At 70.4% G+C, this 26,930-nt stretch carries 27 protein-coding genes; 10 read left to right on the top strand and 17 right to left on the bottom strand.

Annotated features, from left to right (window positions below):
• Positions 1-47: 47 nt before the first annotated feature.
• On the bottom strand, positions 48-332 hold the full coding sequence (locus ACFVDO_RS14470) for a hypothetical protein (RefSeq protein WP_378856408.1): 285 nt from the start codon (positions 330-332) through the stop codon (positions 48-50).
• Positions 333-433: 101 nt separating this feature from the next.
• Positions 434-997: a TetR/AcrR family transcriptional regulator gene (locus ACFVDO_RS14465; protein ID WP_378856406.1), complete on the bottom strand. Its 564-nt coding sequence runs from the start codon at positions 995-997 to the stop codon at positions 434-436.
• A 148-nt stretch (positions 998-1,145) separates the two neighbouring features.
• On the opposite strand from ACFVDO_RS14465, the gene ACFVDO_RS14460 reads away from it, so the two are divergent.
• Positions 1,146-2,141, top strand: coding sequence for an SDR family NAD(P)-dependent oxidoreductase (locus tag ACFVDO_RS14460; protein ID WP_378856404.1), 996 nt, complete (start codon positions 1,146-1,148; stop codon positions 2,139-2,141).
• Between the two features lie 180 nt (positions 2,142-2,321).
• Here ACFVDO_RS14460 and ACFVDO_RS14455 read toward each other — a convergent pair whose 3' ends face one another.
• The gene (locus tag ACFVDO_RS14455; RefSeq protein ID WP_378856401.1) at positions 2,322-3,173 is read right to left on the bottom strand and encodes an SDR family NAD(P)-dependent oxidoreductase; all 852 of its coding nucleotides are present in this window, start codon (positions 3,171-3,173) and stop codon (positions 2,322-2,324) included.
• A 167-nt stretch (positions 3,174-3,340) separates the two neighbouring features.
• Here ACFVDO_RS14455 and ACFVDO_RS14450 point away from each other — a divergent pair, with 167 nt between their 5' ends.
• Complete coding sequence (locus ACFVDO_RS14450) at positions 3,341-3,664, top strand: hypothetical protein (protein ID WP_378856399.1); 324 nt, start codon at positions 3,341-3,343, stop codon at positions 3,662-3,664.
• Positions 3,665-3,670: 6 nt separating this feature from the next.
• On the opposite strand, the gene ACFVDO_RS14445 is transcribed toward ACFVDO_RS14450, so the two are convergent.
• Positions 3,671-4,357 carry a hypothetical protein gene (locus ACFVDO_RS14445; RefSeq protein WP_378856397.1) on the bottom strand — a complete coding sequence of 229 codons (687 nt, stop codon included), beginning with the start codon at positions 4,355-4,357 and terminating at the stop codon, positions 3,671-3,673.
• Positions 4,358-4,442: 85 nt separating this feature from the next.
• On the opposite strand from ACFVDO_RS14445, the gene ACFVDO_RS14440 reads away from it, so the two are divergent.
• Both ACFVDO_RS14440 and ACFVDO_RS14435 read left to right on the top strand, forming a co-directional pair.
• The gene (locus tag ACFVDO_RS14440; RefSeq protein ID WP_378856395.1) at positions 4,443-4,964 is read left to right on the top strand and encodes a hypothetical protein; all 522 of its coding nucleotides are present in this window, start codon (positions 4,443-4,445) and stop codon (positions 4,962-4,964) included.
• An 83-nt stretch (positions 4,965-5,047) separates the two neighbouring features.
• Complete coding sequence (locus ACFVDO_RS14435; RefSeq protein ID WP_378856393.1) at positions 5,048-6,712, top strand: hypothetical protein; 1,665 nt, start codon at positions 5,048-5,050, stop codon at positions 6,710-6,712.
• A 331-nt stretch (positions 6,713-7,043) separates the two neighbouring features.
• Here ACFVDO_RS14435 and ACFVDO_RS14430 read toward each other — a convergent pair whose 3' ends face one another.
• Complete coding sequence (locus ACFVDO_RS14430; RefSeq protein WP_378856391.1) at positions 7,044-8,786, bottom strand: SpaA isopeptide-forming pilin-related protein; 1,743 nt, start codon at positions 8,784-8,786, stop codon at positions 7,044-7,046.
• Between the two features lie 231 nt (positions 8,787-9,017).
• Between ACFVDO_RS14430 and ACFVDO_RS14425 the strand changes: the two genes are divergently transcribed.
• The 3 genes from ACFVDO_RS14425 to ACFVDO_RS14415 are packed head-to-tail and all read left to right on the top strand — an operon-like array spanning position 9,018 to position 11,228.
• Positions 9,018-10,541 (top strand): ATP-dependent DNA ligase, encoded by a 1,524-nt coding sequence (locus tag ACFVDO_RS14425; RefSeq protein ID WP_378856389.1) that lies wholly within the window; start codon positions 9,018-9,020, stop codon positions 10,539-10,541.
• Positions 10,542-10,593: 52 nt separating this feature from the next.
• Positions 10,594-10,857 carry a type II toxin-antitoxin system Phd/YefM family antitoxin gene (locus ACFVDO_RS14420; protein WP_378856387.1) on the top strand — a complete coding sequence of 88 codons (264 nt, stop codon included), beginning with the start codon at positions 10,594-10,596 and terminating at the stop codon, positions 10,855-10,857.
• Positions 10,854-11,228, top strand: coding sequence for a type II toxin-antitoxin system VapC family toxin (locus ACFVDO_RS14415; RefSeq protein WP_378856385.1), 375 nt, complete (start codon positions 10,854-10,856; stop codon positions 11,226-11,228). Before ACFVDO_RS14420 ends, ACFVDO_RS14415 begins: the two co-directional genes overlap by 4 nt.
• 105 nt (positions 11,229-11,333) lie before the next feature.
• Here the strand turns inward: ACFVDO_RS14415 and ACFVDO_RS14410 are convergent, their stop codons facing one another.
• The gene (locus tag ACFVDO_RS14410) at positions 11,334-12,191 is read right to left on the bottom strand and encodes a LysR family transcriptional regulator (RefSeq protein WP_378856383.1); all 858 of its coding nucleotides are present in this window, start codon (positions 12,189-12,191) and stop codon (positions 11,334-11,336) included.
• Between the two features lie 70 nt (positions 12,192-12,261).
• On the opposite strand from ACFVDO_RS14410, the gene ACFVDO_RS14405 reads away from it, so the two are divergent.
• On the top strand, positions 12,262-13,587 hold the full coding sequence (locus tag ACFVDO_RS14405) for an FAD-binding protein (RefSeq protein ID WP_378856381.1): 1,326 nt from the start codon (positions 12,262-12,264) through the stop codon (positions 13,585-13,587).
• Between the two features lie 347 nt (positions 13,588-13,934).
• Here the strand turns inward: ACFVDO_RS14405 and ACFVDO_RS14400 are convergent, their stop codons facing one another.
• The 10 genes from ACFVDO_RS14400 to ACFVDO_RS14355 all read right to left on the bottom strand — a co-directional run bounded on the left by ACFVDO_RS14400 (position 13,935) and on the right by ACFVDO_RS14355 (position 23,781).
• Positions 13,935-14,360: a hypothetical protein gene (locus ACFVDO_RS14400; protein ID WP_378856379.1), complete on the bottom strand. Its 426-nt coding sequence runs from the start codon at positions 14,358-14,360 to the stop codon at positions 13,935-13,937.
• 209 nt (positions 14,361-14,569) lie between these two features.
• A complete protein-coding gene (locus ACFVDO_RS14395; RefSeq protein WP_378856377.1) occupies positions 14,570-15,397 on the bottom strand; it encodes a PIG-L deacetylase family protein in 828 nt (275 codons plus the stop codon).
• Between the two features lie 63 nt (positions 15,398-15,460).
• Positions 15,461-16,609 (bottom strand): ROK family protein, encoded by a 1,149-nt coding sequence (locus ACFVDO_RS14390; protein ID WP_378856375.1) that lies wholly within the window; start codon positions 16,607-16,609, stop codon positions 15,461-15,463.
• Positions 16,606-17,661, bottom strand: coding sequence for a sugar phosphate isomerase/epimerase family protein (locus tag ACFVDO_RS14385; RefSeq protein WP_378856373.1), 1,056 nt, complete (start codon positions 17,659-17,661; stop codon positions 16,606-16,608). Before ACFVDO_RS14385 ends, ACFVDO_RS14390 begins: the two co-directional genes overlap by 4 nt.
• A gap of 1 nt (position 17,662) precedes the next feature.
• A complete protein-coding gene (locus ACFVDO_RS14380; RefSeq protein ID WP_378856371.1) occupies positions 17,663-18,481 on the bottom strand; it encodes an ABC transporter ATP-binding protein in 819 nt (272 codons plus the stop codon).
• Positions 18,478-19,284 carry an ABC transporter ATP-binding protein gene (locus tag ACFVDO_RS14375; RefSeq protein ID WP_378856369.1) on the bottom strand — a complete coding sequence of 269 codons (807 nt, stop codon included), beginning with the start codon at positions 19,282-19,284 and terminating at the stop codon, positions 18,478-18,480. Before ACFVDO_RS14375 ends, ACFVDO_RS14380 begins: the two co-directional genes overlap by 4 nt.
• Complete coding sequence (locus ACFVDO_RS14370) at positions 19,281-20,246, bottom strand: ABC transporter permease (protein ID WP_378856367.1); 966 nt, start codon at positions 20,244-20,246, stop codon at positions 19,281-19,283. Before ACFVDO_RS14370 ends, ACFVDO_RS14375 begins: the two co-directional genes overlap by 4 nt.
• Positions 20,243-21,229: an ABC transporter permease gene (locus tag ACFVDO_RS14365; RefSeq protein WP_378856365.1), complete on the bottom strand. Its 987-nt coding sequence runs from the start codon at positions 21,227-21,229 to the stop codon at positions 20,243-20,245. Before ACFVDO_RS14365 ends, ACFVDO_RS14370 begins: the two co-directional genes overlap by 4 nt.
• Before the next feature lie 12 nt (positions 21,230-21,241).
• Positions 21,242-22,939, bottom strand: coding sequence for an ABC transporter substrate-binding protein (locus ACFVDO_RS14360; protein WP_378856363.1), 1,698 nt, complete (start codon positions 22,937-22,939; stop codon positions 21,242-21,244).
• 107 nt (positions 22,940-23,046) lie between these two features.
• Positions 23,047-23,781, bottom strand: coding sequence for a formylglycine-generating enzyme family protein (locus ACFVDO_RS14355; protein WP_378856361.1), 735 nt, complete (start codon positions 23,779-23,781; stop codon positions 23,047-23,049).
• A 172-nt stretch (positions 23,782-23,953) separates the two neighbouring features.
• Here ACFVDO_RS14355 and nhaA point away from each other — a divergent pair, with 172 nt between their 5' ends.
• Entirely contained in the window at positions 23,954-25,252 is a 1,299-nt protein-coding gene (gene nhaA / locus ACFVDO_RS14350; RefSeq protein ID WP_378856359.1) for a Na+/H+ antiporter NhaA, read from the top strand.
• 85 nt (positions 25,253-25,337) lie between these two features.
• A complete protein-coding gene (locus tag ACFVDO_RS14345; RefSeq protein WP_378856357.1) occupies positions 25,338-25,523 on the top strand; it encodes a hypothetical protein in 186 nt (61 codons plus the stop codon).
• Between the two features lie 26 nt (positions 25,524-25,549).
• Here the strand turns inward: ACFVDO_RS14345 and ACFVDO_RS14340 are convergent, their stop codons facing one another.
• Entirely contained in the window at positions 25,550-26,725 is a 1,176-nt protein-coding gene (locus tag ACFVDO_RS14340; protein ID WP_378856355.1) for a Cmx/CmrA family chloramphenicol efflux MFS transporter, read from the bottom strand.
• Positions 26,726-26,930 lie beyond the last annotated feature (205 nt).

The following is a 26,930-nucleotide window of genomic DNA, read 5'->3' as shown; positions in this document are numbered from 1 at the left end:
GAGGTCTTCTCTATGTCACGCGTTCACAACCTCCCGAGGAACTACAGCTAGCGAAGGAACAGTGCGGCGAGCGCGGCGCCGAGGGAAGCGATGGCAACGCCGAGAGAGCACCATGCCATCGCCCGAGTGAACCGCTCCGACTTCTCCGCGTCGGCCCGCGCAGCCCTAGTCAACTCCACCTGTGCTTTCGAAGCAGCGAGCTGATCTTTCGACAGCCGGAGCATCTGGTCGACACTGCGGGCTGTCGCCTTCGCGGAGTCGGCAGACATTTTCAATGAACGCTCGTTACGCCGATCCTGCGACTTCTCGGAGACCGAACGCTGATCTGACATGGGAACGAGAATGTCACATTCCTATGGCGTTCCAACGGCGGGATACTCGCACCGGACGAGAGTATCCGGCTACGCGCCGTCCGTCGCACCCAGTGGGGGCATCAAGCGCGCGTCGCTCGGCCCCCGATCCCCCGCAGGATCACATCGACCATCCCGTCGACCTTCCCCGCGCCCATCGGCCCGCCCACCAGTGCCGAGTACGACCCAATAGCGATCAGCTGATCCGCCACCACCGCCGCATCGACGTCCGCACGCACATCCCCGGCATCCACCGCCTGCGCCAGCCGCAATGCAGTCCACTCGCGGAGCGGCGCGGCCAGGCGCGCGTTGAGCTTCAGGCCGAGCTCTGCGTCCGTCGCGGTCACCTCGATCAGGGCACGGGCCAGAGCGACAGCATCCGGGCTCTGGGCCGAGAGCACCGCGCGCAGGTCAGCGCGCAGATCTGAGGTGACCGGCAGATCGAATGCGGGCATCTCCCCTTCGAGCAGCGCCTCTCCGAGGATCGCGGCCTTCGACGGCCACCAGCGGTAGATCGTCTGCTTCGAGACCTCCGCTTCCAGCGCGAGGCCTTCGATCGTGACGTCCGAATAGTTCGACTCCGTCAGGGCACGTCGCATCGCCGCCAGCACCGACTGGCGGGCTTTCTCACTGCGAGGACGGGCCACGCTCACAGATTAGCGGCTCCACTGGAATAACGAGACGATGCGTTGCATTATTAGTAGTGAGCGGGTTTGACGCCCTTCGTCTCGCTTCGCTCGCTCAGGACCCGGGAAGAAGCCCCCGAGCTCAGGGGCCAAGACGCAAGGAGAAGAAATGGCACTGACCGCACACTCCACCATCGGCGACTGGCTGAACGACCCCACGGGCAGCGAGCTCATCAAGGGCCTGCTCGCGCAGTCGGGCGGCGACCCGTCGCAGCTCACCCCCGTGCTCGGACTGCCCCTGCAGCAGCTCGTCGTCATGAGCCAGGGCGCCATGCCGCAGTCCGTCGTCGACGACCTGGTGCGCGCCGCCAACGGCGGAGAAATCCCCGCCGACGACGAGACCGCCGGCTGGACCGAACAGGTCACCACCGGACGCTTCGCCGGCAAGACCGTGATCGTCACCGGCGCAGCATCCGGAATCGGCAAGGCCACCGCCTCGCGCATCGCCCGCGAAGGCGGCCGCGTGATCGCCGCCGACATCTCGGCCGAGAAGCTGGATGCCCTGGCCGCGGAGCTCCCGGGCATCGTCACCGTCGCCGGAGACCTCACTCAGCAGGCATCCATCGACGCCGTCATCGCCGCCGCCGGCGACCGCATCGACGGCCTCGCCAACGTCGCCGGCATCAACGACGACTTCTCGCCCGCCGGCGAGACCCCCGACGCCGTCTGGGACCGCGTCATCGCGATCAACCTCACCGCGCCGTTCAAGCTCATGCGCGCCGTGCTGCCGATCATGGAGGCCGCCGGCCGCGGCGCGATCCTCAACGTCTCGAGCGAGGCCGGCCTGCGCGGCAACGCCTCGGGCAACGCCTACACCGCCAGCAAGCACGGCATCATCGGCGTCACCAAGTCGGCCGCGTTCATGTACGGACCCAAGGGAATCCGCGTGAACTCCGTCGCACCCGGCGGCGTGGCCACCGGCATCCCGATGCCGCCGAACATGTCGGAGGCGGGGTCGGCACGGCTTGCGCCGTTCCAGCAGGCGATCCCGACCGTCGCCACGGCCGAGCACCTCGCCGCGTCGATCACGTTCCTGCTCTCGGACGACTCGGTGAACATCAACGGCGCGATTCTCGCGTCGGATGGAGGATGGTCGGTGCAGTAAGCACCAGCTCGGATGCTGTGAGACGAGACGCCCCTGGGGAACTGGGGGCGTTTCGTCTGCCACCAGGTCCTGAGCGGGCGAAGTGAGGCTAAGGGCGCCCTTCGTCTCGTCGCTGGCGCTCCTCGCTCAGGACCCGGGAGGGTGACGGGCGCCCTTCGTCTCGTCGCTGGCGCTCCTCGCTCAGGGTGCGGTGGCGGCGAGCTCCCAGAGCCGGCGCCCGGCGGCCGGGTCGCGCAGCGCCCGGAGCAGCGGACGCTCCCGCGGAGCGCCGGCCAGCCCGAACCAGCCTCCGGGGGCGAAGAAACTCCCTGGTGCGGCATCCCGCTCCAGCGCCATCAGCGCGGGCAGCGCGCCCTGCGCCGGACTGTTGCCCGGCACCCAGCGCAGCCACCGCTCCTCACCGCCGGGCAGGCGACTGCGCAGCGTCGGCGCGATGTGCGTCGCCGGCGCGACACCCGGATGGCACAGGTTCACGCTGATGCCCTCACTGCGCCGCGCGAGCTCCAGTGCCCACAGCCCCAGCGCGCGCTTCGACCCGGCATACGCGCGCCAGGCGCTGTACCGACGCTCGCCCTCGAGGTCGTCGAGCCTGCCGCGAGTCGCCGCGATGCTCACCTGCACGGCGACGCGGGCGTGCGCGGCGACCAGCAGCGGCATCAGCTCGCGCGTGAGAAGGGCGTGGCCGAGGAAGTTCGTCTGCAGATGCAGCTCGTGCCCGTCGACCGTCACGTGCCGAGTGCGGTCGCCGAGCAGCACGATCCCGGCGTTCATCACGAACAGGTCGATCGGGGTTCCGTCGCTCCGCAGGCGCTCGCCGAGCGCGGTGATCGTGCCGAAGTCGGCCAGGTCGAGATCGCAGATCTCGAGGGAGGCATCTGGAACCGACTCACGGATGCTGCGCACCGCAGCGTCCCCGCGGGCGCGATCGCGCACGGGGAGGAGCACGTGCGCACCGTCTGCGGCGAGCGATCGCGCGATCTCCAGGCCGATGCCGCCGGTCGCGCCGGTGACGAGAGCGCGGGGAGAGGGCATGGGGACAGCGTGGCACCATCTTGAGCGCTGGGCGAAGATGTGCGCGTCCTTCGTCTCGCTTCGCTCGCTCAGGAGCCGGGGAGCGGAGCGTCCTTCGTCTCGCTTCGCTCGCTCAGGATCCGCGGATCCGGGGATCCGGGGAGTGGAGCGTACGCGACAATGGCACCATGACCCAGCGCACCGTGATCCTGCACGTCTCCGACCGTCCGGAAGACATCGTGCGCGCCGTCGGCATCGCGAACACGCTTCATGCGGGGCGCCCCGACACCGGCATCCGGATCATCGTGAACGGTCCGGCGATCCCGGGCGTCGCCGCGGGCGCGGCCCCCCTGCCGAGCACGGATGTCGCCACGATCGAGGCCTGCGAAGGCGGGCTGCGCGGACACGGCATCCCGATCGATGCTCTGCAGCCGGGCATCCTCACCGTGCCGGCCGCCGTGGTCGCGCTCAGCGATGCGCAGTTCGACGGGGCGGCCTACATCCGCATCTGACCGGGGCTACACCTCGACAAGCGGCGAGCCCTGACGCTTCGCGCGATATCCGTCCGCGGCTGGAACCCAGCGCTTCCAGTGCTTCTCCGACAGCGCGAACGGCAAGTGCTGCTGCACATGCTGCGCCGCGGCCGCAAGGCGCCCGTCGCCGGGCAGGCTGACGAACAACGAGAGCCTCGCACTGTGCTGCCCGAGCGAGACCCGCGTCGACACCGCACCCAGCGGGGTCCGATAGCCGTCCACGACGAACCCGCCGCAGGCGTCCGGCGACACCCCGGCGTATCCGCGGCCGGTCTCGGGGTCGCGCGCGACACCCGACACGGTGCCCATGAGCGTCACGCGCAGGTGCGGGGGCGCCTTGAGCTCGGGCGAGCGCTTCACATCGAGCAGGGCCAGGGCGTCGTCGAGTTTCCGCTCGGGAACGTTCCAGCCGTCGATCACCGTGTCGCGCGAACTGCGGTTGCCAAGAGCGCCCACGATCGCCTGCTCGACCGGGCTCATCTCCGCCGGCCGTGCGGAGAAGATCGCCGTGAGCTCCCACCTCACCTCGGCATCCGTCACCACGGATGCCGCGAGGAACTCCTCGAACTGGGCGAAGCCGCGTGCCGCCTGACGAGTGCCCATCGAGTGAGCGCCACCCTTCGAGATCGGCAGACCGTCGTACGTCACGATGTCGATGCTCTCCCCAGCCATGCGTGCGACGCTATCAGCGCGATGACTCCTCGCCCGCCGGGCGATACCACCCCACACGACGCACCCGCCCCGGTACCCTGACGGCATGACCGACCAGAGCACTGAGATCCGCCGGCTGCGCGAGCGCGTCGACCTGCTCGAGCGGATGCTCGCCGGCACGTACTCCTTCATCGTCGCCGTCGTGCTCATGCTGGGCCTGACGCTGCCGCTGTTCACCGCGCATGCCGACGGCGAGGACCAGAAGTACTGGAGCATCATCACCGCGAGCCTCGCGCCGTTCAACAGCACCGACGTGCCGATGGAGGCCGCCGACTGGATGCTGACGACACTGTTCGTCGGCCTGATCATCATCACCGTGCTGATCCTCGCCACCACTCTCATCCCCGCCGCGCTCAGCTCGCTCTCCGACGGGCTGCGCATCTTCGGCACGATCCTGACCGCCCTCGGCACCGTCGGCGCGGTCACCGTGATGATCCTGATCGGTACGTCGCTGCACACCCGGTCGTACGACTTCGGCTGGGGCGGCCCCGTGCTGCTGCTCGGCATGATCGCCGTGCTGCCGCTGCTCAGCGGGGCGCTGCGCCCGCTCGTCGGGCAGCGGCGCTGACGCAGAATCCCCGTCCGCGGCATCCGCGGACACCTCGGGCCGACTCCGGGAGACCGGCGCGGGCCGTGCCTAAACTCGTCCCCATGCTGTACGCCGACGTCACGACCCCGAGCGAGGCTGAAGCTCTCGCGATCCGCATCCTCGCGATACGGCCGCGGCCGCTGGTGCTGGTCTCGGCGACGCCGGAGGGCGAGTTCGCGTTCGACGGCGAGCGGCTGCGGCAGGAGCTCGGCGATGTCGCCGACGTCGTCACCATCGCGACCGGCAGGGCCACGCACGCCCTCGAAGAGCTGCTGCCGCCCAAGACGCACGCCTTCGGTGGCGCCGCGCGCTCGTACCCGGTCGACTTCGGTCAGGACCCGGACTGGTCCCGCTCCCGGCTGCGATTTCCCGGCCAGGCCGACACCGACGACCTCATCGCCGACGCGATGGCGCAGTCGGTGCAGCAGGTGCGGCGCACCGTCGAGTCGGCGGCGCCGGCAGCGATTCGGCGCGCGACCGGAGTGGTGAAGGGGTTCATCGCCGACGACACCCGCGCCCTGGTCGAGCTCGGCGACGGCACCACCGTCACCGCGACCGGCGATCTGCTGCCCGACACCCTTCCGCTGGCCTTCGCACTCGTGCCAGGATCGCCCGTCAGCGGCATCTTGCACGGACAGGAACTGCACCCCGAGCCGTTCCCGGCCGACCTCGGCACTCTGACCGACGGCGCCAACACGCTCGCCCTCGTCGTCAAGGTCACCGAGCTGCGCGCGACCGTGCACCTGCATCCCGACCACGCGTTCGTGCTGCGCCGCCGTGACGTCAGCACCGACGAGAGCCCGGTCAGCGACGTGCTCGCCGTCGGCGACGTCATCCGCGTGCGCATCGGCCACGGCCCGAGCGGCGAGGTGCTGCTCAGCCACGCCGCGCGCGACGACGACGCCCTGCTCACGCCCGCCTTCCCGCTCGTCACCGGCGGGGCGCCCTGGCTGAGCGAGGATCGCAAGGTCGCCCGAGCGGATGCTGCGGAGCAGACGCTTCCGGATGCTCCGGCGCCCGCGCTTCCCGACGACTACGCGACCCGCGACGACGTGCGGATGCTGGCGCAGGCGATCACCGCCCTGCGCGGCGACCTGCTCGCGGTGACCAGCCGCGTCGGACGCGGCGGTGACCCGGCATCCGGCTCGTCCTCCGCAGAACTCGAGCAGCTGCGCGCCGAGAACGCGCGCCTGCGCAGCGAACTCGCGGACGAGCGCGCAGAGCGCGCGCGTGCCGAGGCGCGACTCAGCGAGACCGCGCAGGACCAGCGCGACAACGCCCGAGCGCTGCGCGACGCGCGCCGTGCCGCGGAGCGCGCGCACGTCGACCCGACCGAGGACGGCATCCGGTTCGAGATCGAGCGCACCTGGGGCAACCGCACTGCACCCGGCGAGCGCGGACGCTGGCCGCTGCGGGAGTTCCGGTTCGGAGCAGACTTCATCCGCTCGCTGTCCAAGCTCGACGAGAACCAGCTGAGCAAGGCCGTGCGCGCCTGCGTCGACGCGATCACCGGACGCGACCGCGAGATTCCCGCCCGCGACCTGCACCGGCTGCGCACCGGCGAGGGCGGCGACGACGCGTACGTCGTGCGGGCGGATGGCGCGAAGTGCTGGCGCTCCGCGATCGAGCAGAACACTCCGGGCGCGCGGCGCCTGCACTACTGGGAGCTGCCCGGCGACCTCATCGAGCTCAGCCGCATCGTGACCCACGACGACACGAGGCCGTAGGGCGCGCACTGGGCCCCAGCCGCTCGGACTGGCCACCGCATCCAGAGCGAGGAGCGCCAGCGACGAGACAAAGGACGCCCGCCAAGGAAACGCCCTTCGTCTCGCTCGTTCCTCGCTCGCTCAGGGTCCGGAAGACCGACCACCGCATCCTGAGCGAGGAGCGCCAGCGACGAGACGAAGGACGGCCCTGAGACGCCCTTCGTCTCGCTGCGCTCGCTCAGGACCCGAAAGGAGAGGCCCGGGAGAGGGACCCGCATCCTGAGCGAGGAGCGCCAGCGACGAGACGAAGGACGCCAGTCCGCTGACACGGGCCGCTCCGGCCCCGTGTGGCTCAGCGCGTCGCTGCCCGAGCCCGCCTCCGGACGGAGGCTCCGACCGTGACAGCCGCCCCGCTCAGCAGGAGCCCGGCGGCGATCCATGCCAGGCCGCCCCCGTCGCCCCCGCCGGTGAGAGCGAGCGATGCTGCGGGCGACGTCGCAGACGGTGCCGGCGGCACGACGGACCCCGGGGTCTTCTCATTGACGATCTGCCCGAAGCTCACCGCACGGTGCTCCGCGTCGATCGTCAGCGTGAACGACTTGTCCGTGCGTTCGTAGCCCGCCGGAGCCTTGGTCTCGGTGAGCGTGTAAGTACCCGCCGGCAGCCCGGTGACACTCATGACGCCCTCGGCCGCAGCCTCGTCACCCTGCCCTCCGTCGACCACCGTGATGTCACCCTGCGGGCCCGAGACGAGCCACTCCGAGCCCGCGAGCACGGCACCGCCCCGGTCGACCTTCTGCCAGGACAGGCTGCCGACGACCGGCGTCGTGTTCGCCTGGTTCGTGAGGGTGAGCTGCACACCGGCCGTCGTCGACGGGGTGACCTCGTAACGGCCGTCGCCGGCCGCCGCGACGCCCTCCCCAGTGATGCTCCACTCGCCCCAGGTCACGCCATCGATCACCGGGAGGTCGATCTCCTCGATGAGGAACGTCGAGCCGAGCGGTGCGCGGTCGCTGCGCACGGCCTGCCCGACCGGAACAGACAGCGTCTTCGCCGGAGCATCCGACCCCTTGACGGAGTAGCGCACCGTGAAGGTCGCGCCGCGCGCAGCATCCGCCTGCTCGCCGGACAGCGCCTTCGTGATCTCGAACCTCGTGTACCGCGCGCCGGATCCGTTGCCGCCACCGGCCTCCGTCACGACGACCCGCGCCGATGTCTCGGAGGAGTTGACGGTGGCGTGGTTGCCGAACACGTCACCGGCCTGAACGATTCCATCTGCCTGCGTGTAGTACTGCAGGCGGTAGGACATGCCGGAGGACGGCAGACCCGACGCCGTGAACTCGAAGGAGAGGCGGTCAGCGGCGAACACCATCTGATAGCGGGATGCGTCGACCTCGGTCCAGCTGCCGACGAGCACGCCGTCCTGGACGGGACGCTGCAGTAGCCGGGCCTCGCCGGTGTAGTGGTGGTACTCGAGGTCGCGATCGAGAGAGTCGCGCACCACGAAGCCGCCGTCTCTGACCGCGCTGCTCGGAATTCCGACCACCCAGCTCAGCAGTCCGTCGGTCGCCGTCGGCCCGCCGTACTTGTACGGCTGACCGGCCTCGGTCAGGTCCTCCGGGGTGATCCCGCCGCCGCCCGGGAGAGTCACGATCTCGACCTTGCTGCCCAGATCGAACTCCACCGTCGTGCTCGAGGTCGACTGGGAGGCGGTCACCTCCACCCAGAACGATCCGCCCGGATTCTCCATGTCCTCGATGGCCTGCGTCAGCGTGCAGACGAGCTCAGGACCGTTGCCGCCGGCGATCTGGCACTGCGCGAGCACCACTCCGCTGGCAGGATCGGCGATGTCGAAGGCTCCGCCGCCGCTGCGGCTGAACTCGTCGGGCAGCGTCATGCCGAAGGTGTCTCCGGCCTTGGATCCGGTGGGCACGGACCAGTCGCCCGTGATGCGGACCTTCTCCCATTGCGCCACCGGTCCGGTGCCGTTGCTCTTCTCGATCGCAAGATTCGAGATCGCGTCGGCATGCGTCACCGTCGGTGCGGCCGCCGCGGTCTGCGCGGCGCCGAGCAACGCTGCAGCGACGAGAGTCACCCCCGTCAGCGCCGATGTGAGGCCGCGCCACCAGCGCCTGCCCCGTGGTCGTATCGACTTCTGCGCACGCTGAACGTGCTGTCCCCGAGCCATCAATGCATCTCCCCAGAATTCGTGCGCTCGGCCCGCGCCGAGCTCTTTCCCCAGTACTTGAGAGACGGCGTGACACGCCGGTCATTACGCGACTCCGTGAGAATGGGGAATGTCCGACCCCGGTGCGAGACTGACGGGATGAAGCTCGAAGAGCTCACCGACACCGCCGACGAGGTCGCGGCGACATCATCGCGGCTCGCGAAGATCGACGCCCTCGCCCGGCTGCTCTCGCGCGCCGATCCCGGCGAGCTGCCGGTGCTCGCGGGCCTGCTGCTCGCCTCGCCGAGGCAGGGCCGGCTGGGCGTCGGATGGCGCGGGCTCTCGACCCTGCAGGTCGACCATGCGGATGCCGCGACGCTGACCATCACCGACGTCGATGATGCCCTCGACGCCCTCGCGCACGCGGGCGGAGCCGGATCGGCGGCCCAGCGCACCGCGCTGCTCGAAGACCTCGCCTCGCGTGCCACGCCCGGCGAATGGGACTTCCTCGCCCGCGCGATGCTCGGCGAACTGCGCACCGGCGCACTCAGCGGCGTGCTGCTCGATGCGATCGCCCGCGCCGCCGACCGCCCTGCGGCATCCGTCCGCCGCGCGGCCATGCTCTCCGGCGATCTCGGTGAGACCGCCGTGATCGCACTGACAGGCACGGCCGACGATCTCGACGCCGTCGGCCTGCAGGTCGGTCGCCCCGTGCTGCCGATGCTCGCCGCCACCGCCGCGACACCGACCGCGGCGCTCGAGACCACAGGACGCGCCTCGGTCGAGTACAAGCTCGACGGCGCGCGCATCCAGGTGCACCGGCACGGCGACGAGGTCGGCGTCTACACCCGCAGCCTCGCCGACATCACGCATCGCGTGCCCGAGATCGTCGAGATCGTGCGCGGGCTGCCCGCGCACGACATCATCCTCGACGGCGAGACGCTCTCGCTCGACGAGGACGGCGGGCCGCGCCCGTTCCAGCAGACGATGTCGCGGTTCGGCGCCGATGTCTCGCGCGAGCTCGTGCTGCGGCCGTGGTTCTTCGACATCCTGCATGTCGACGGTCGCGACCTCATCGACGAACCGCTCGCCACGCGGCTCGCAGAACTCGAGAGAGTCGCCGGCGACTGGCGGATGCCCGGCATCGTCACCGACGACGCGGATGCCGCGGAGCAGCTGTCCCGAGAGGCGTTGGCGGCCGGTCACGAGGGAGTGCTCGTCAAGGCGATCGACGCGCCCTACGCGGCCGGCAGGCGCGGCAAGTCCTGGGTCAAGGTCAAACCCGTGCTGACCTACGACCTCGTCGTGCTCGCCGCCGAGTGGGGCTCAGGCCGGCGTCGGGGCTGGCTGTCCAACCTGCACCTCGGGGCGCTCGATCCGGCAGGAGAGTTCGGCGAACCGGGCGGCTTCGTGATGGTCGGCAAGACCTTCAAGGGCCTCACCGACGAACTGCTGAAATGGCAGACCGAGACCTTCCCCGAGTACGAGACCGAGCGGAGCTCGTACGCCGTGCACCTGCGGCCGGCGCTGGTCGTCGAGATCGCGATCGACGGCGTGCAGAACTCACCGCGCTACCCCGGCGGGATCGCGCTGCGCTTCGCACGGGTGAAGGGGTACCGGCCCGACAAGAGTCCGGCCGAGGCGGACACGATCCAGACACTGCGGGGGCTGTTGCGAGGGTGAGCCGAACCCACCCCAACTACTAGAACTAGTACATGAGTTGTAGAATGGAGACGTGGCCACCGTGACGAAGACCGAGCTCAACCAGCAGACCGCGCGTGTGCTGGCGCGCGTCGCTGCCGGCGAACGACTCACGGTGACAGATCGCGGTCGCCCCATCGCCCAACTCTCCCCGCCTGAAGAGGACGTCTGGAGCGACCTCATCGCGGCGGGTCGCGTCACGCTGCCGACGAAGTCCGGTCCGCTGCAGCATCCACCGGCCAAGATCACGAAGACGAGCACCGAGATCCTGGATGACCTTCGAGCGGATCACCTGTGATCTACCTCGACACCTCCGCCGCTGCCAAGGCGTTGCTGGACGAGGACGGCAGCGCGGATGTCCGCGCGCTGATCGCCGGCGGGGCCGAGTTCGTGTCGTCGCGGCTGCTGGCCGTCGAGCTCCACGCTGTCGCTGACCGTCGAATGTTGGATGCCGATGCCGTCCAAGAGCTGCTCGACAGGGTGGCTCTCGTCTCCCTCGACGATGAGATCGCCGCGCAGGCGATCGCTATGCACTCACGCCTGCGCACCCTGGATGCGTTGCACCTGGCCACTGCCGTGCGCATCGAAGGCGTGCTCGACAGCATCCTCACTTTCGACGGCGAGATGAAAGTCGCCGCAACGGCCGCCCGAATCCCACTCCACGGCTGACCGGGCAACGCTCCGGACTCCCGCATCACCACGGATGATCCTTGCGCGCCCGCATCCGCAATTCTGCAGAAATCCGAGATCGTGCGGCGGGACGCTCGATGCATCTCAGCTCGAGGGACGCCCCACAACGGCCCGCGCAGCCGCGGCGAGCGCTGCCACCCGGGCCGTCGCCTGCCCGCGCTTCCAACACAGCACCCAGCGCACCGGCGGAGAGCCCTCCTCGAACGGCACCATCACCAGGCTCGGCCGGGCGAAGAAGTCGCCGGCGTGCGCGGCCAGCGGCACGACGCCTTCGCCGGCCGCGATCACGGTCAGCAGGTCGAGGAACGTCGGCGCCGTGCGATCCGGATCGGGCCGGTACGGCGCGGCTCGACGCCCGGCACGGAACACGGTCTCGCCCGCCAGATCCTCCACCGACACCGTCGTCCGCGCGGCCAGCGGATGCTCCCGCCCGACCGCCAGCACCACCGGCTCGGAGTACACCAGCGGCCCTTCCTGGAAGCCCTCCTCATCGACCGGCCCGTTCGTCACCGTCACGTCGACCTCGCCCGCCCGCAGCAGATCGAGCGGATCCGAGAACCCGGCTTCCCGGAACACCAGCTCGACACCCGGATTCGCCGCGCGGAACCGGTCGAACACGGGCGCGGCGAGCTCGGCGAGCGCCGGCGCCTCCAGTCCGATCCGCAGCGTGCCCACGACTCCGCGCCCGGCGGCGATGGCCGCGGTGATCCCGCGCTGGATGCGATCGTGCCCTGCTCGCACGTCCGCGTACAGGGCCGCACCCACCGGCGACAGCTCCACGCGGCGGCTGGTGCGATCGAACAGGGTCACGCCGAACCGGCGCTCGAGGCTCGCGATCGTCTGACTCACCCGCGACGGCGAGATCAGCAGCCGCTCGCCCGTCCGCCCGAAATGCAGCTCCTCGGCGAGCGTGAGGAAGATCTCGATCTCACGACGTTCCATGCGCTCTATGTTAACGATCCATCCGCGTTCTGTCCTTGTTCGGCTGTTTTCCCGCGCCGACGATGGATACATGACCGATTACCTCACCGCAACGGATCCCGCCTACGACACCGCCCGCAGCGGTTACAACCTCGCCGTCGAGCACCGCCCCGCCGCCATCGCCGTCGCCCGCACCGCCGACGACGTCGTGCACGCCGTGCGCGAGGCCCGCACCCGCGGACTCGGCATCGCCGTGCTCGCCACCGGGCATGGCCCGTCCCGCGCCGCCGACAGTCAGCTGCTCGTCAACACCTCCGCCATGAAGGGCATCACCCTCGACCCGGCGATGCGCTGGGCGCGCGTGGAGGCCGGCGTCCGCGGCGGCGAACTCGTGCAGGCCGCCGCGATCCACGGCCTCGCCCCGCTCTCGGGCTCCTCCCCCGAGGTCGGCGTCGTCTCGTACCACCTCGGCGGCGGGCTCGGCCTGCTCGGCCGCAGCCTCGGCTGGGCCGTCGACCACGTCCGAGCGATCGAGGTCGTCACCGCCGACGGCGTGCTGCGCCGCACCACCCCCGACACCGAACCCGACCTGTTCTGGGCGCTCCGCGGCGGCGGCAAGGGCACCCTCGGCGTCGTGACCGCGCTCGAGATCGACCTGCATCCGATCGCCCGCCTCTACGGCGGCGGCATGCACTTCCCCGCCGACCGTGTCGAAGAGGCGCTCACGCTCTGGGCCGACTGGACGCGCACCGTCCCGGAGCAGATGGCTTCCTCCGCCCTGCTCATCCGGATGCCCGACATCCCGTTCCTGCCCGAACCGCTGCGCGGACGGTACGTCATGCACCTGCGCATCGTCTTCACCGGCTCGGCTGAGGAGGGCGAGCGGCTCATCGCGCCGTTCCGCGCGCTCGGCCCCGTCACCGACACGGTGACCGAGATGCCGTACTCGGCCGTCGGAGCCATCCACGCCGAGCCGACGACGCCGGTCGCATTCCACGCGCGCAATCGGATGCTGCGAACGCTCGACGCCGACGCCGTGCAGGCGGTGCTCCGGCACGCCGGACCTGATGCCGACGCGCCCTTCCTGCTCGAGCTGCGGCACACCGGCGGGGCACTGTCCCGGCCGGCGGAACGACCCAGCGCCCTCGGCCGACGCGACGGGGAGTTCGTGCTCTACGCCGGCGGTGCCGCAGAGGCGGATGCCGCGCCGGCGCTGCAGGCGCGGTTCGCGGAGCTGTTCGCCGCGATCGAGCCGTGGACGACTGGCGGCGTGGCGGTGAACTTCCTCTCCGGACCGGATGTCACGGCGGCGGAGCTCGCCAGCGGGTACCTGCCCGAGGACATCGAGCGGCTCGCACGGATCAAGCGGGAGTACGACCCGGCGAACCTGTTCCGCACGCACCACGGGCTGGCGTGACACCAGCTCACATCCCGCATCCTGAGCGAGGAGCGCCAGCGACGAGCGCCGTGCTGAGCGAGCGCCGGCTCACCGCATCCTGAGCGAGGAGCGCCAGCGACGAGACGAAGGACGCACACACGCGACACGCCCTTCGTCTCACTCGTACCTCGCTCGCTCAGGACCCGGGCACGCGGAAGGCCAACTCACCGCATCCTGAGCGAGCGAGGACCAGCGACGAGCGCCGTGCTGAGCGAGCGCCAGCGAGACGAAGTGACGAAGGACGCACACACGCGACACGCCCTTCGTCTCGCTTCGCTCGCTCAGGACCCGGGGGGGAGAGAGAAGCGCCCGGGAGGCGAAACGCCTCACACGACCGGAGACGCGCCCTCCGGGTAGAACGGCAGGCCGCGGGCCGAGACCGACCAGACCTCGACGATGCGTCCGCACTCGCAGCGCAGGATGTCGGTGCCGCTGACGCGGACCGGGGCGCCGCCGTCCGGATCGGGGATCGTCGCGAGATACGGCCGCGCCACGTGGCCGGTGCCCTCGTCATCGAAGTCGACGACGCCGGGGCCCTCGGCCTCGTAGAGGATGCCCGGCCGCGCGGCGCGGAACGCACCGACCGCTCCGGCGAAGGAGTCGACGTCGGTGATCTCGTTGAAGTGCTCAGCGCCTGGTTGGGCGTAGCGCAGGCGGATGCTCGAGGCCATGATCGCCCGGGCCGGAAGCGTGCCGCTCCACAACTGCGCCCATCGGTCGTAGATCTCGATCCCCGCAGAAGTCGTGTCCATGGACGCAGACGGTACGCCGAGGGACGGACATCGCCCTTCGTCTCGCTTCGCTCGCTCAGGACCCGAGACGTGGGCCGGAGACACCACGTGGCCGGCGGACCTCCACGGAACCGCCGGCCACGTTCACCAGGGACGTCCTTCGTCTCGCTTCGCTCGCTCAGGACCCGGAGAAGAGGAAGACACTCAGGATCCGAGAAGGAGGAAGACGCTCAGGACGCGGAGGAGTGCAGGATGCGCTCCACCTCTTCGACGGTCGTGGGGCGTCCGAACGGTGCCAGTTCGAACGTCTCCGCGTACCGCACATCTGCGGCGGCATCGCCGTATGCCCGTGCGAGCGCAGGCCGTGCGGCATCCTGCGTCTCGATGTACTCGCTCCAGTACTTCACGATGAACTCGTCGACGGCGGCCGTGTCCGCGGCATCCGGAACGAGGTGCAGCAGGTCGCGCTGCGCCGGCGCGAACTCGAGGAACTGCGACGCGTGCGCGGCGCAGGCGCGCAGCTTGCGGTCGATCACCGAGTCGACGGCGACCGCGACGTCCGCACGGTGATCCGCGATCGAGCCGTAGTCGATCATCCGCAGCACGACCGGCTGCTGCGCCAGCGGCGGGATGTCGCGGCACGGGTTCGGCAGCGTCGTCAGCCCCATCACGTTGCGTACAAGGCGCCCGGCGAGGCGGTTGTCGTTGTGCCCGTCGCCCTCGTCAGTGAACGTGATGATGACGTCGGTGCGCCACTGGCGGATCGCGCGCAGCATCCGCTGCCGCAGCGCCTGCGTGTCGACCATGTCGCCGTCGTGCTCGTCCCAGACCTCGTAGTCGGCCAGGCCGATGATCTCGGCGGCGGCGTGCGCCTCGCTCACGCGGCGGCGCACGAGATCCTCGGGGCCGAGCTCCATGTGCCCGGCGTCGCCGTTCGTCGTCGAGAGCACCTTCACGTGGTGCCCGGCGTCCGCCAGCAGGGCGAGCGTGCCAGAGACGTACTCCTCGGCCTCGTCGGGGTGCGCGACGACGACCAGAACCTTCAGATGCTTCTTCATGGGTGCCTTTCGAGAGGGATGCCGGATACCGGCATGCAGTGACGGCTGCAGATGACGGACGCTTCAGAGCGCCGAGACCGGCAGGACGACGTCGGCAAGGCTGCCGGCGCCCACCAACCGGGCCCGCGCGCTGCGCTGCGACAGGCACACCGCGCCGCGCACCTGCGCCCGCGCGCCGAGCTCGCCGCACCGCACATCCGGGCGGTCGTGCGGCAGGAAGCCGAGCCGCTCCTGAACCGCCTCGGCGAGCGCCGTGCCGTATGCATCGGACAGCGACCCGGCGATCACGACGCGCTCCGGGTCGAGCAGCGCGGCCGCCGACGACGCCGCGACCGCGAGCCGGTCGGCGATGGCGGGCAGCTCCAGCCCCTGCAGTGCGGACGGCTGCAGCAGCTGCTCGAGCAGCACACCGCCGCCGGGCACCGCGCGGGTGCGCTCGGTCGAGCGGTCGGGCACCGTGTCGAACGCCGGCACGATCACGCTGCCGATCTCGCCGGCGGATCCGTGCGGACCGAGCATCAGCTCGCCGTCGCGCAGGAACGCCGCCTTGATGCCGGAGCCGACCCACACCAGCACGACGGACGCCGCATCGCGGGCCGCTCCGAACTCCGCCTCGGCGATCAGCACCAGGCCGACGTCGTTCGCGGTGTACACCGTCGTTCCGGGCAGCTCCGCGGAGATCAGGCCGATCACGTCGACGCCCACCCAGGCGGGCAGTCGGCTGCTGTGCCGCAGCACACCGGGGAGCGGGTCGATCACGCCGGGAACGCCGAGCGTGACGTCGCGCACCTGCGCGACATCCGCATCGGTGCCGGCGAGCGCCTGCGTGAGCAGTCCGCGCAGCGCGGGCGCGATCTGCGCGGCATCCGTCACGGAGTTCTCGGCGGATGCCTCGCCGAGCAGCGTGCCGTCGAGATCGCAGACCTCGGCGGCGATGCGCTCCGCCGTCACCGTAATGCCCGCGACCAGTGCGGCGCGCGGGTTCGCCCGCCACACCTGGGCCGGCGGGCCGGACCTGCTGGCCCGCTCGCCGTCGCGCACCACCACGCCCGCCTCTTCGACGCGCAGCAGCAGCCGCGCGGCGGCGGGCTTGGACAGCCCGGTGATGTGCTCGAGCTCGGGCCGGGTCATCGGGCCGTGCCGGAACAGTGCGTCGAGCACCGCGCCCTCATTGAGGGTGCGGAGCACCCGCGGCGTCCCCGACTTCATCATGAGCGATCCTGCCAGACCTGCGCCCCCACGCGCCGCAGGTGTGCGGCGCTGGTGGCGATGAAGCCGAGCTGACCCGACACCGGATCGGGGTCGGCGTAGTAGTCGGCGCTCGCCGGCCGCTCGCCGCGCGCGATCCGGCCGGCGAACTCGTCGGCAAGCCGCATCAGCTCGAGCACCTCGTTCGTGTGCAGGTCGGGGTGCGCGGCCTGCCAGTCGGGCCGGTACAGCGGGATGTCGTTGTGGTCGTGCCAGGAGTTCTCGATCGTCCAGGTGGCGGTGCTGCCGGCATCCGCCAGCGCGCCGAGCACGGCGGTCCAGTCGATCACGCCGTCGCCGACCGCGCGGATCTGCCTGCGCAGCCCCTGCGGGGTGGTGAACAGCGCCACGTCGCGCATGTGCGTCTGCCGCACGAACGGCGCCATGCGTCGGGCCGCCGCGACGGGATCCTCGCCGCGCACGACGACGTTGGCCAGGTCGAGGGTCACGCCGAACCGCTCGCCGACCTCCTCGCCCATGCGGGCCAGCTCGTCGGTGGTGATCTCCTCGTGCGTCTCCACCGCGAGGTGCGCGTCGTGCGCGTCGAGCACCGGCACCAGCTTCTGCACGAACTTCGTGGTCATGCGCAGCTGGTCGTCCCACTCGACGTCGGTGCGGAACCGGTCGATCGCGAACAGCCCCCAGGAGTGCCCCTGGTAGTTGGCGGTGTCGGCCCACAGGTCGGTGCATCCGATCTCGGCGGCTGCCTCGATCATCCGGGTCATGCCGAGCAGGTAGTCGCCCTCGCCGATGTCGCGGATGCCGCGCTCCTCGGAGATGTTGAACGGATTGATCTTGCCGAGCCCCATCTCGAGGTAAAGGCCGAGCTCGTCGGCGAGCGCGCGCACCTCGTGCAGCAGGCCCATGTCGAGCGACGGCGTCACATCGAGGATGGTGCGGAAGAACACCCCGTCGTAGCCGTCGTCCGCGCAGCGTCGCAGCAGCCCGAGCGGACCGAGTTCCCCGGCCAGCGGATACTTGCGCGCGCAGAGCCCGACACGGACGGGCGTGGTCATGTCAGTCATTCTCTTCCTCTGTCTGCGCCGGCGCGGCGCCGTTCGCGAGTTCGAGCTGCAGCCCGGGCGACGCCGCGGCCAGCTTCTGCGTGTACGGATGCTGCGGATCGCCGAGCACCTGGTCGGGGCTGCCGTCCTCGACGATCTCGCCGTGGTGCAGCACCACCACACGGTCGGCGAGGTACCCGGCGCTGAGCAGGTCGTGCGTGATGTAGACGATCGTCACGCCGTCGGTGCGGAGCCCTGCGAGCAGGTCGAGGATCTCGCGGCGCACCGACACGTCGAGCATCGACGTCGGCTCGTCGGCGACGATCACCCGCGGGTCGGTGGCGAGCGCGCGGGCGATCCCGACGCGCTGCCGCTGCCCGCCGCTGAGGTCGTCCGACCGGCGGCTCAAGTAGTCGGATGCCGGCCGCAGGCCGACCCGCTCGACGAGGTCCGTGATCGCGGCAGTGCGCTCGACGCGCGAGACGCGCGGGTGCGCGGCGCGATGCACCTCGTTCAGCTGGAACCCGATCGTCTGCGAGGGGTTCAGCGACCCGTAGACGTCCTGGAACACCATCTGCGCAGGGCGCTCACGGCCCTTGCGACGTCGGCTCACCGGCTCGGGCGCCTTCCCGTCGACGAGGATCTCCCCGGCCGACGGTGTGGCCAGCCCCACCAGCAGCTTGCCGAGGGTGCTCTTTCCACTGCCCGACTCGCCGACGACGGCGACGATGGTGCCCGCCGCGATCTCGAGATCGACCCCGGCCAGGGCCGGCGGGCGGCCGCGGTGGTACGTCTTGCCGACGCCCCGCAGCACGATCATCGGCTCACTCATGCGGCACCTCCTTCGGTTCTCTTCGCGACGCTCGGCCGCGGCAGCGCGGCGAGCAGCTGCCTGGTGTACGGATCGGAGCCGCCGGTGGTGCGCAGCTGCTCGGTCGTCGCCTCCTCCAGCACGCGTCCGTCGCGCATCACCACGGCGCGATCGGCGTGCCGCAGCAGCAGGGGCAGGTCGTGCGTGATGAACAGGATGCCGAAGCCCTGCTCCCGCTGCAGCCGCCGCACGGTCAGCAGGATCTCCTGCTGCACGATCACGTCGAGCGCGGTGGTCGGCTCGTCCATGATCAGCAGCTCGGGCTGCACGGCCAGCGACATCGCGATCGCGGCCCGCTGCCGCATCCCTCCGGAGAACTCGTGCGGGTACGATCGCGCGCGGTCCGCGTCGATGCCGACCATCTCGAGCAGTTCGCCGACCGAGCGCCCCGCCCCGCCGCCGTGCGCCTTCTTCGCCTCGGCGATCTGCTTGCCCACGCGCTGCACCGGGTTGAGCGCGGCGAGCGAGTTCTGCATCACGATCGACGCGCGCGACCAGCGGATGCCGCGCAGCCGGCGCGCGTCCGCCGCCAGGACGTCCTCGCCGGAGAGCTCGATACTGCCGCCGGTGATCACACCGGGCGACCGAAGCACGCGCAGGATCGACTGCGCGATCGTCGACTTTCCGCATCCGGACTCGCCGACCAGGCCGACGAACTCGCCGGGCTCGACTGTCAGGCTGACGCCGCGCACCGCGGGGGCGAGGCCGGTCGAGGTCACGTAGCCGATCTCGAGATCGGTGATCCTCAGATCGGGGGCGGTCATCGTGACCCCTCCTTCCCGGCATCCGCCGTCCGCGAGACGGGGGTGATCAGCGCGGCGCTGCGCAGGCCGCTGCCAAGGAACCGGTGCAGCATCTCCTGCGCCTGCAGGCGCGGGTTGCTCGCCCAGTCCATGGCGAAGTTGATGAGCACCAGCGACGAGGCCGTGATGGCGATCGCCAGGCCGGGGATCACGAACTGCCACCAGTAGCCGAGCAGCAGCGAGGAGTTGTTCTGCGCCCAGTAGAGCATCGTGCCCCAGGAGACCATCTGCGGGTCGCCTAGTCCGAGGAACTCCAGTGAGGCCTCCGCGGTGATCGCGAACACGACCTGGTTCACGAAGAACGCGGCGAGCACCGACGACAGGTTCGGCAGCAGCGACGTCGTCATGATCCGGATGCGTCCGACGCCGGCGCACTCGGCTGCGGCGACGAAGTCGCGGGTACGAAGGCTCAGCGCCTGGGACCGGAACAGGCGGGCGCCGAACGCCCAGCCGGTGATGCTCAGCACGGCCACGATCGTGAGCGGCCCTGCCGGCAGGAACGCCGCCAGCACCACCATGAGCGGCAGGCCGGGCAGCACCAGGAACACGTTCGTGATGACCGAGAGGGTGCCGTCGACCCCGCCGCCGAAATAGGCGCTGGTGAGTCCGACGATCAGGCCGATCACGGTGGTCACCGCGGCGACCAGCAGGCCGATGCCGAGCGAGGCCCGCCCGCCCTGCAGCAGCTGCGCGAGGGTGTCCTCGCCACGACCCGAGGTGCCGAGCAGGTGCTCGCCGCCCGGGGGCAGGTTCGGGGTGAAGCTCGCGTCGAAGGCCGAGTACGGCAGCAGCCAGGGGCCGACGATGGATGCCAGGGCGAGCAGCCCCAGCACGACGACACCGATGATCGCCGTCGCCGGCAGTTTCGGCATCCGTCGCCGGCTGCGCACGTTCGGGCTGACGATGAGCTCTGTGGTGGTCATGATCCGCTCCTCTGCAGCACCCGGGGATCGAGCACGGAGTAGACGAGGTCGACGAGAAGGTTCGCTGCCAGCACCGTCAGGGTGATGATGAGGAACAGCGCCTGGATGAGCGGATAGTCGTGCGCGGTCACCGCCTGCATCAGCGTGTATCCGACGCCGGGGTACGAGAACACGATCTCGGTCATGATCTGGCCGCCCACGACGACGCCGATCATGCCGCCCAGCAGGGTGACCGACGGGAGGAGCGCGTTCCTGGCCGCGTGGCGCAGGGCGATCCGCGGCTGCGAGAGGCCCTTCGCCTCGGCGAGGGTCAGGTAGTCCTGGCCCAGCTCGCCGATCATCGCGTTGCGCATGTTCAGGGTCCACGTTCCCAGCGAGACGATCACGATCGTCAGCACCGGCAGGAACAGGTGCACCGCCACGTCGCCGAAGAACTCCGGCGTCGGGGCCGGATCACTGTACTCGTAGGCCTGCCCGATGGGCAGCACCCCCAGCTGCACGCCCAGCCAGTAGACCAGCAGCAGTGCGAGGAAGAAGTACGGGAACGATCCGATGAACAGCAGCGTCGCCGGCACGATCCGGTCGAACCAGCTGCCGCGGAACCAGGCCGCCACGATGCCGAGCACCGACCCGATCACGTAGCTCAGCACCAGCGCCGTACCGCCGAGCAGCAGCGACCAGCCCAGGGTCCCCGAGATCACCTCGGTGACGGGGCTCGGGAACCGCGAGAACGACAGACCGAAGTCGCCGTGCAGAAGGTCGCCGAGGTACTGGAAGTACTGCACGATCAGCGGATCGTCGGTGATGCCGTACGCGGTGCGCAGCGATTCGATCGCCGAGGGGTCGACCGAGCCCAGCCGCGCGAGCGCGGCCGTGGCCGGGTCGCCCGGTGCGAGCCGTGGGATCAGGAAGTTGATCGTCACGGCCGCGAAGGCGGCGATGAGGTAGAGCCCGATGCGGCGGGCCAGGAACGCGAGTCTCATGTCGTCGGGGCGTCAGGCCTTGGTCAGATGCGGGAACACCAGGTAGCCGCTGTAGTCCAGGCTCAGCGAGAGCGGCGCGTACGGGTTCTTGTCGTCGGGGAAGCCCGTGTAGCGGCGCGTGCTGAACAGGCCGTAGTCGGGCGATTCGTAGAGCGGAACCACGGGGAACAGCTCGGCGAAGCGCTTCTCGATCTGCTGCATCGTGGCCACCTGCTCGCCCTCGTCGACCAGGCCGGTGAACTTCTCCAGCAGCGCGGTCGCCTCGGGGTCGCCGAAGCGGTGCGCGTTGATCGTGGACTGGGTGCCGACCGGCTTGACCGTGTGCGTCGACATCGACTCGTAGTAGAAGCGGTACGGCGTGGAGCTCTCGACCATGCCGACGAGGGTCACCTCGAACTCGCCGCCGTAGACCTGCTCGGCCCAGGAGTCGTAGGCGAGCGTGGACATCTTCACCTCGACGCCGACCTTCTTCAGGTCGTCGGCGACGCTCTGCGCGGCGGTGATCCAGTCCGTCCATCCGGTCGGGATGATCATCGCGTAGCTCATCTTCTTGCCGTCGGGGCTGACGCGGATGCCGTCCGAGCCCTTCTTGTACCCCGCCGCGTCGAGCGCGGCGCCGGCGGCATCCGGGTCGAGGGCGACGGATGCGGCGGTCGAGTCGACCAGGCCCTGGTCGATCCATTTCTGGAAGTGGTCCGGCGGCAGCGAGACCGCGTTGGCCGGGTCGCTCTTGCCCCAGTAGGCGACGTCGACGATGCGCTGCCGGTCGATCGCCAGGCTCAGCGCCCTGCGCACCTTCACGTCGTTGAAGACGGGCAGCGTGGTGTTCAGCTGCAGGTTGACGGTTCTGGTGCGCGGCCACCAGTAGTGGTTGTTCTTGGGGTCGCGGGCCACGTAGGTCTTGTCGGGGTCGGGGATGATCCCGCCCCAGTCGATCTTGCCGGCGAGCACCTCGGCGCTGATCTGGTCGTTGCCGGAGTACGAGCGCAGTGACAGGCCGTCGACGGCGATCTTCTGCCAGTAGTGCGGGTTCTTGGTGACGCGGTACACCTGGCTGGAGAAGCTCTCGACCGTGGTGAACGGACCGGTGGCGACCGGGTCGGGGTTGTCGAACGTGGTGGGGTCCTTGATCTCGTTCCACACGTGCGCGGGCACGATCACCTGCGACAGCACGGCTTCGAGCGCGGTGGCGCTGGGGCGGTTGAAGGCGATCACGACGGTCTGCGGATCCTTGGCCGTGACCGAGACGATCTCGTCGCGGACCTGGGCCGAGGTGGCGACGAGCCCTTCGTTCTTGCGGACCAGTTCGAAGGTGGCGACGACGTCGTCGGCGGTGAACGGCTTCTTGTCGGACCAGACGACCTTGTCGCGCAGGGTGATGGTGAGCTCGGTGGCGTCGGCGTTCCAGGCGAACTCGGTCGCGAGCCACGGGTCGGTCTTGCCGGTGACGGCGTTCGAGATCATCAGCGGCTCGTACATCGCGTTGCGCGAGACCCAGCGCGAGGTGGCGGAGAACGGGTTGAACGTACGGGTCATGCCGCTCGGCGGCTCGGCGACGAGGCTGAGGTAGCGCGAGCCGTCGCCGCCACTTGCGCCTCCTGCGGGAGTGCAGGCAGTGAGCGCGACGAGGCCGCTCAGTCCGACGGCGCCGACCAGGAATCCACGGCGGCTGACCCGGATGCGATCGGTGGTGGAGGTGATGTTGTTCATGCCGCGCTCCTTCGGGCGGGTGAAACTGCGGAATAGGTAACGTGAGAGACAGTATCTGAACGAGACAGTATGGTCAAGGGTTTTACCGAAGGGGGTCCTGCCCTCGGTCAGACCGCGTCGGCGGCGAGCCGGAAGCCGACACCGATCGCGCGAAGATCCGCCTCGTAGGCGCCGTGTCGTCGCGCACAGCGCGCGAGGTCGCGATCGTGCCGGAAGGCGCCGCCTCGGGTGATGTGCGGGTCGGCCGCCCAGCCCTCGAGGGCGGGCACCTCGGCCGGAGCATCCGGGTACGGCGCGTACCGCGTCGAGGTCCACTCGTCGACGTTGCCGGCCATGTCGAGCACGCCGAACGGACTCGCGCCCTCGGGGAATGAGCCGACGGCGGTCGTCGTGCCGACACCGAGATCCCAGAGATTCGCGAGCCCCGGCCGGTACTCGTCGCCCCAGGGGAACTCGCGGTCATCGTCGCCGCGCGCCGCGCGCTCCCACTCGGTCTCGGTCGGCAGCCGCACCTCGTGACCGAGGCGCTCCGTCATCCAGACGCAGAACTCCGTGGCATCCGTCCAGGTCACGCCGAAGACCGGATGCTGCGCCGGCTCCGCCGGCACGGGCCGGCCGGTCGCTGCGGCGAACGGCGTCCACTGCGCGACGGTCACCGGCGTGCGCGCGATCCGGAAGGCGGGGACCGGAACGGAGGCCCGCGGCACCTCCTTCAGGTACCAGGCGGCGGGCACGCCGGTCTCTGCGTGGCGCGCGACGACGGCGTCCAGCTGCTCCGCGGGTGTGCCGCGCTGCAGCACGCCTGCGGGGATGTCCACCCAGTCGATCGGCGCAGCGGTCATTCGTCCTCCTCGTCATGCGGACACCGGCGGCGAGCGCCGGACGAACCGTGCTTCCATCCTTCCCGGATCCTGAGAGCCGAGGGCCGCTGCATCCGGTTCCTCCCCGGTAAACTGGCCTGCGGAGTGTCGGGAAGCCTGGTCGACGTCGTTGTCCGTCGACCGGAAGGCCGCCATGTCGCCCACGCTCTCCCCCGCCCGAATCCGCGCCGTCTTCCCGGTCGCCTCCCGCGCCGAGGCGCGCAGGATCGGCGAGATCCTGCGCAAGGAGACCATCGGCGGGATGCTGCTGGTCGCCTTCGCCGCTCTCGCGCTGGTGTGGGCCAACTCGCCCTGGGCGGACGCATACTTCGCGCTCCGCGACGCCGAGGTCGGCTACGAGCCGTGGCACCTGAAGCTCTCGCTGGGCGACTGGGCGACGGACGGCCTGCTGGCGATCTTCTTCTTCCTCGTCGGCCTGGAGCTCAAGCGCGAATTCGTCGCGGGTGACCTGAGATCGGCGCGCACGGCCGTCGTGCCCGTCGTCGCCGCGATCGGCGGCGTGGCGGTGCCCGCTCTGCTGTACCTGGTCGTCGTCGGCGCGTCCAGCAGCGAGGCGAGCGGCTGGGCGATCCCGACGGCCACAGACATCGCCTTCGCCGTCGCGGTGCTCGCCCTCGTCGGGTCGCACCTGCCGGGTGCCCTGCGGATCTTCCTGCTCACTCTCGCGGTCGTCGACGACCTGATCGCCATCGCGATCATCGCGGTGTTCTACACCGACTCGATCGACCTGGTCCCGCTGCTGCTGGCCCTGCTGACGATCGCCGTCTACGGCGTGATCGCGCAGCTGTCGCGGCGGCTCTTCCACGCCCGGCCGGTCGCGGCCTGGCTGATCCTGCTCCCGATCGGATTCGTCGCCTGGGCGCTGATGCACGCCTCGGGGATCCACGCCACGATCGCCGGCGTGCTCCTCGGCTTCACCATCCCGGTTCTGCACCGGAGGGCGGATCGGGCTGACGACTCCGGACCCGGTCTGGCCGAGACCTTCGAGCACCGGTTCCGCCCGCTCTCGGCAGGATTCGCCGTGCCGGTCTTCGCGTTCTTCTCCGCCGGCGTCGCCGTCGGCGGTGGCGACGGGCTCCTGTCGGCCGCGGCCGATCCTGTCGTCGTGGGCATCGTCATCGCCCTGGTGCTCGGCAAACCGCTGGGGATCACCGCGGCGACCTGGATCGTGACCCGCATCCGGCGCATCGACCTCGACCCCGCGCTGCGCTGGATCGACATCGCCGGCGTCGGCGTGCTCGCCGGCATCGGGTTCACCGTCTCGCTCCTGGTCACCGAGCTCAGCTTCGCCGCCGGCAGCGAGCATGCCGATCACGGCAAAGTCGCCGTGCTGACCGCATCCGTCATCGCCGCGCTCGCGGCCGCGACGGTGCTGGGCATCCGGAACAGGCGATACCGGCGCCTGGCCCGGGAGATCGACGGCGCGCGCTGACCCGCGAGGCGCCCGGCAGTCCAACACCGGCTTCGGATGCGAGGCGACGCCCCGCCGCGCTCACGCCATACGAGCGCAACTTCGGATGCGGCGCGAAACCCGCCGAACGACCCCGTTCGACACGCGGCACGTCGCCCGCACGCTCCGCAGCTGGGCCCGGCCGGGACGCGGTGCCGCACGGCTGCTGCTCGACCGGCGCGAGGGCGACGGAAAGGATGCCGCACCCCGCGACGTCGAGCTGCCGGTGTCGTTGCGCCTCGGCGTGCGCTGAGGCGGGCGGGCGCGGGGCGCCGGGCATCAGTCCGCCTCTGCCGTCGCCCTCGTCAGCGAGTGTCTCGCGAGGAGCATGATGACGAGAGCGGCCGCCGTCAGCGCTGTGGCGATCCAGACCGGCGCGAGCAGCCCCGCCCCGGTCGCGAGCCCGACCGCGCCGAGCACCGGCCCCACGGCGGCTCCGAGATTGAGCGCCGATGTCGCATACGAGCCGCCCATCGTCGGCGCACCTGACGCCGAGTACAGCACGAGTGTGATCAGAGTGCTTCCGACGCCGAACGCGAGCAGGCCCTGGACGAGGACGAGGGTCAGGAGCGCGACGGGGTGGGACGCGATCACTGCCAGCGCGATCCAGCCGAGCAGCAGGAGCGGAATTCCGATCGCGAGCACGAGGCCAGGCCGACGGTCGGAGAGCCGTCCGGCGATGGTGACGCCGAGAAAGGATCCGAGGCCGAACATCACCAGCGCGACGGACACCCAGGCTTCGGCCAGGCCCGCCGACTCCGTCACGACGGGCGCCAGGAAGGTGAACGCGGCGAACGTCGCTCCGTTGATCAGCGCCCCGAGCGCCATCGTCAGGACGAGCCGCGGTGCCTTCATCTGCCGGAGCTCCGCGCCGAGGTCCGGCGAGGACGCGCTCGTCGCCGATCGACCGGCGTCGTCCGGGATGCCCCGGATGACGCCGATCAGTGCGGGAACACAGAGGATAGCGATCGTCCAGAACGTCGCACGCCAGCCCATCGCCGTACCGAGCAGTGCTCCGGCGGGGACGCCCGCCACGGTCGCGATCGTCGTGCCGGAGAGCAGGATCGCCAGCGCGCGCCCCTTTCGGTCCGCGGGTACGAGCGTCGCGGCCGTGCTCAGCGCCACGGCGAGGAAGCCGGCGTTCGCGAGGGCGCTGAGCGCCCGGGTGGCGAGAAGCACGGAGAACACGGGGGTCGTCGCGCCGATGACGTGACTCCCCGCGAACACCAGCAGGCAGACGCTCAAGGTCACCCGTGGTGGCCAGCGTCGAGCGAAGGCGGCCATCAGCGGCGCGCCGATGACCATCCCGACCGCGAATGCGGAGGTCAGCAGGCCCGCGGTGCCGACCGGGATGTCGAGGTCGGTCGCGATCGCGGGGAGCAGCCCCGCAAGCATGAATTCGGACGTGCCCATGACGAAGACGGCAAGGGCGAGCATGTAGAGAGCTAAAGGCATCGAGTGCTCCGAGGTGAGGGGTCAAGAAACGGTTCTTCTTGTCACCACGGCCGGCGCCCGGGTGCGTCAGACAGCCGCCTGCATCGCGGGCGGCGTGATCAGTGGTTCACGGGGCTGGCGGTGTGACCGACAACCCCTGACCTGTCCGATTCGGGACTCGACATGCTCGGAACTCTACGCGGTCCGTGGCGAGCAGGCGTCGTTC

The organism is Microbacterium sp. NPDC057741 (assembly GCF_042798735.1).
GTDB lineage: Bacteria > Actinomycetota > Actinomycetes > Actinomycetales > Microbacteriaceae > Microbacterium.
Note: the sequence above shows the minus strand (reverse complement) of the source record. Positions and strands in the feature narration are given on the sequence as shown.

Bases quoted from the DNA above. Each gene is read 5' to 3' on its own strand.
- ACFVDO_RS14470 (WP_378856408.1), bottom strand. From the start codon at position 332: ATGTCAGATCAGCGTTCGGTCTCCGAGAAGTCGCAGGATCGGCGTAAC.
- ACFVDO_RS14460 (WP_378856404.1), top strand. From the start codon at position 1,146: ATGGCACTGACCGCACACTCCACCATCGGCGACTGGCTGAACGACCCC.
- ACFVDO_RS14455 (WP_378856401.1), bottom strand. From the start codon at position 3,173: ATGCCCTCTCCCCGCGCTCTCGTCACCGGCGCGACCGGCGGCATCGGC.
- ACFVDO_RS14450 (WP_378856399.1), top strand. From the start codon at position 3,341: ATGACCCAGCGCACCGTGATCCTGCACGTCTCCGACCGTCCGGAAGAC.
- ACFVDO_RS14445 (WP_378856397.1), bottom strand. From the start codon at position 4,357: ATGGCTGGGGAGAGCATCGACATCGTGACGTACGACGGTCTGCCGATC.
- ACFVDO_RS14440 (WP_378856395.1), top strand. From the start codon at position 4,443: ATGACCGACCAGAGCACTGAGATCCGCCGGCTGCGCGAGCGCGTCGAC.
- ACFVDO_RS14435 (WP_378856393.1), top strand. From the start codon at position 5,048: ATGCTGTACGCCGACGTCACGACCCCGAGCGAGGCTGAAGCTCTCGCG.
- ACFVDO_RS14425 (WP_378856389.1), top strand. From the start codon at position 9,018: ATGAAGCTCGAAGAGCTCACCGACACCGCCGACGAGGTCGCGGCGACA.
- ACFVDO_RS14410 (WP_378856383.1), bottom strand. From the start codon at position 12,191: ATGGAACGTCGTGAGATCGAGATCTTCCTCACGCTCGCCGAGGAGCTG.
- ACFVDO_RS14405 (WP_378856381.1), top strand. From the start codon at position 12,262: ATGACCGATTACCTCACCGCAACGGATCCCGCCTACGACACCGCCCGC.
- ACFVDO_RS14400 (WP_378856379.1), bottom strand. From the start codon at position 14,360: ATGGACACGACTTCTGCGGGGATCGAGATCTACGACCGATGGGCGCAG.
- ACFVDO_RS14395 (WP_378856377.1), bottom strand. From the start codon at position 15,397: ATGAAGAAGCATCTGAAGGTTCTGGTCGTCGTCGCGCACCCCGACGAG.
- ACFVDO_RS14390 (WP_378856375.1), bottom strand. From the start codon at position 16,609: ATGATGAAGTCGGGGACGCCGCGGGTGCTCCGCACCCTCAATGAGGGC.
- ACFVDO_RS14385 (WP_378856373.1), bottom strand. From the start codon at position 17,661: ATGACCACGCCCGTCCGTGTCGGGCTCTGCGCGCGCAAGTATCCGCTG.
- ACFVDO_RS14380 (WP_378856371.1), bottom strand. From the start codon at position 18,481: ATGAGTGAGCCGATGATCGTGCTGCGGGGCGTCGGCAAGACGTACCAC.
- ACFVDO_RS14375 (WP_378856369.1), bottom strand. From the start codon at position 19,284: ATGACCGCCCCCGATCTGAGGATCACCGATCTCGAGATCGGCTACGTG.
- ACFVDO_RS14370 (WP_378856367.1), bottom strand. From the start codon at position 20,246: ATGACCACCACAGAGCTCATCGTCAGCCCGAACGTGCGCAGCCGGCGA.
- ACFVDO_RS14365 (WP_378856365.1), bottom strand. From the start codon at position 21,229: ATGAGACTCGCGTTCCTGGCCCGCCGCATCGGGCTCTACCTCATCGCC.
- ACFVDO_RS14360 (WP_378856363.1), bottom strand. From the start codon at position 22,939: ATGAACAACATCACCTCCACCACCGATCGCATCCGGGTCAGCCGCCGT.
- ACFVDO_RS14355 (WP_378856361.1), bottom strand. From the start codon at position 23,781: ATGACCGCTGCGCCGATCGACTGGGTGGACATCCCCGCAGGCGTGCTG.
- nhaA (WP_378856359.1), top strand. From the start codon at position 23,954: ATGTCGCCCACGCTCTCCCCCGCCCGAATCCGCGCCGTCTTCCCGGTC.
- ACFVDO_RS14345 (WP_378856357.1), top strand. From the start codon at position 25,338: ATGCGGCGCGAAACCCGCCGAACGACCCCGTTCGACACGCGGCACGTC.
- ACFVDO_RS14340 (WP_378856355.1), bottom strand. From the start codon at position 26,725: ATGCCTTTAGCTCTCTACATGCTCGCCCTTGCCGTCTTCGTCATGGGC.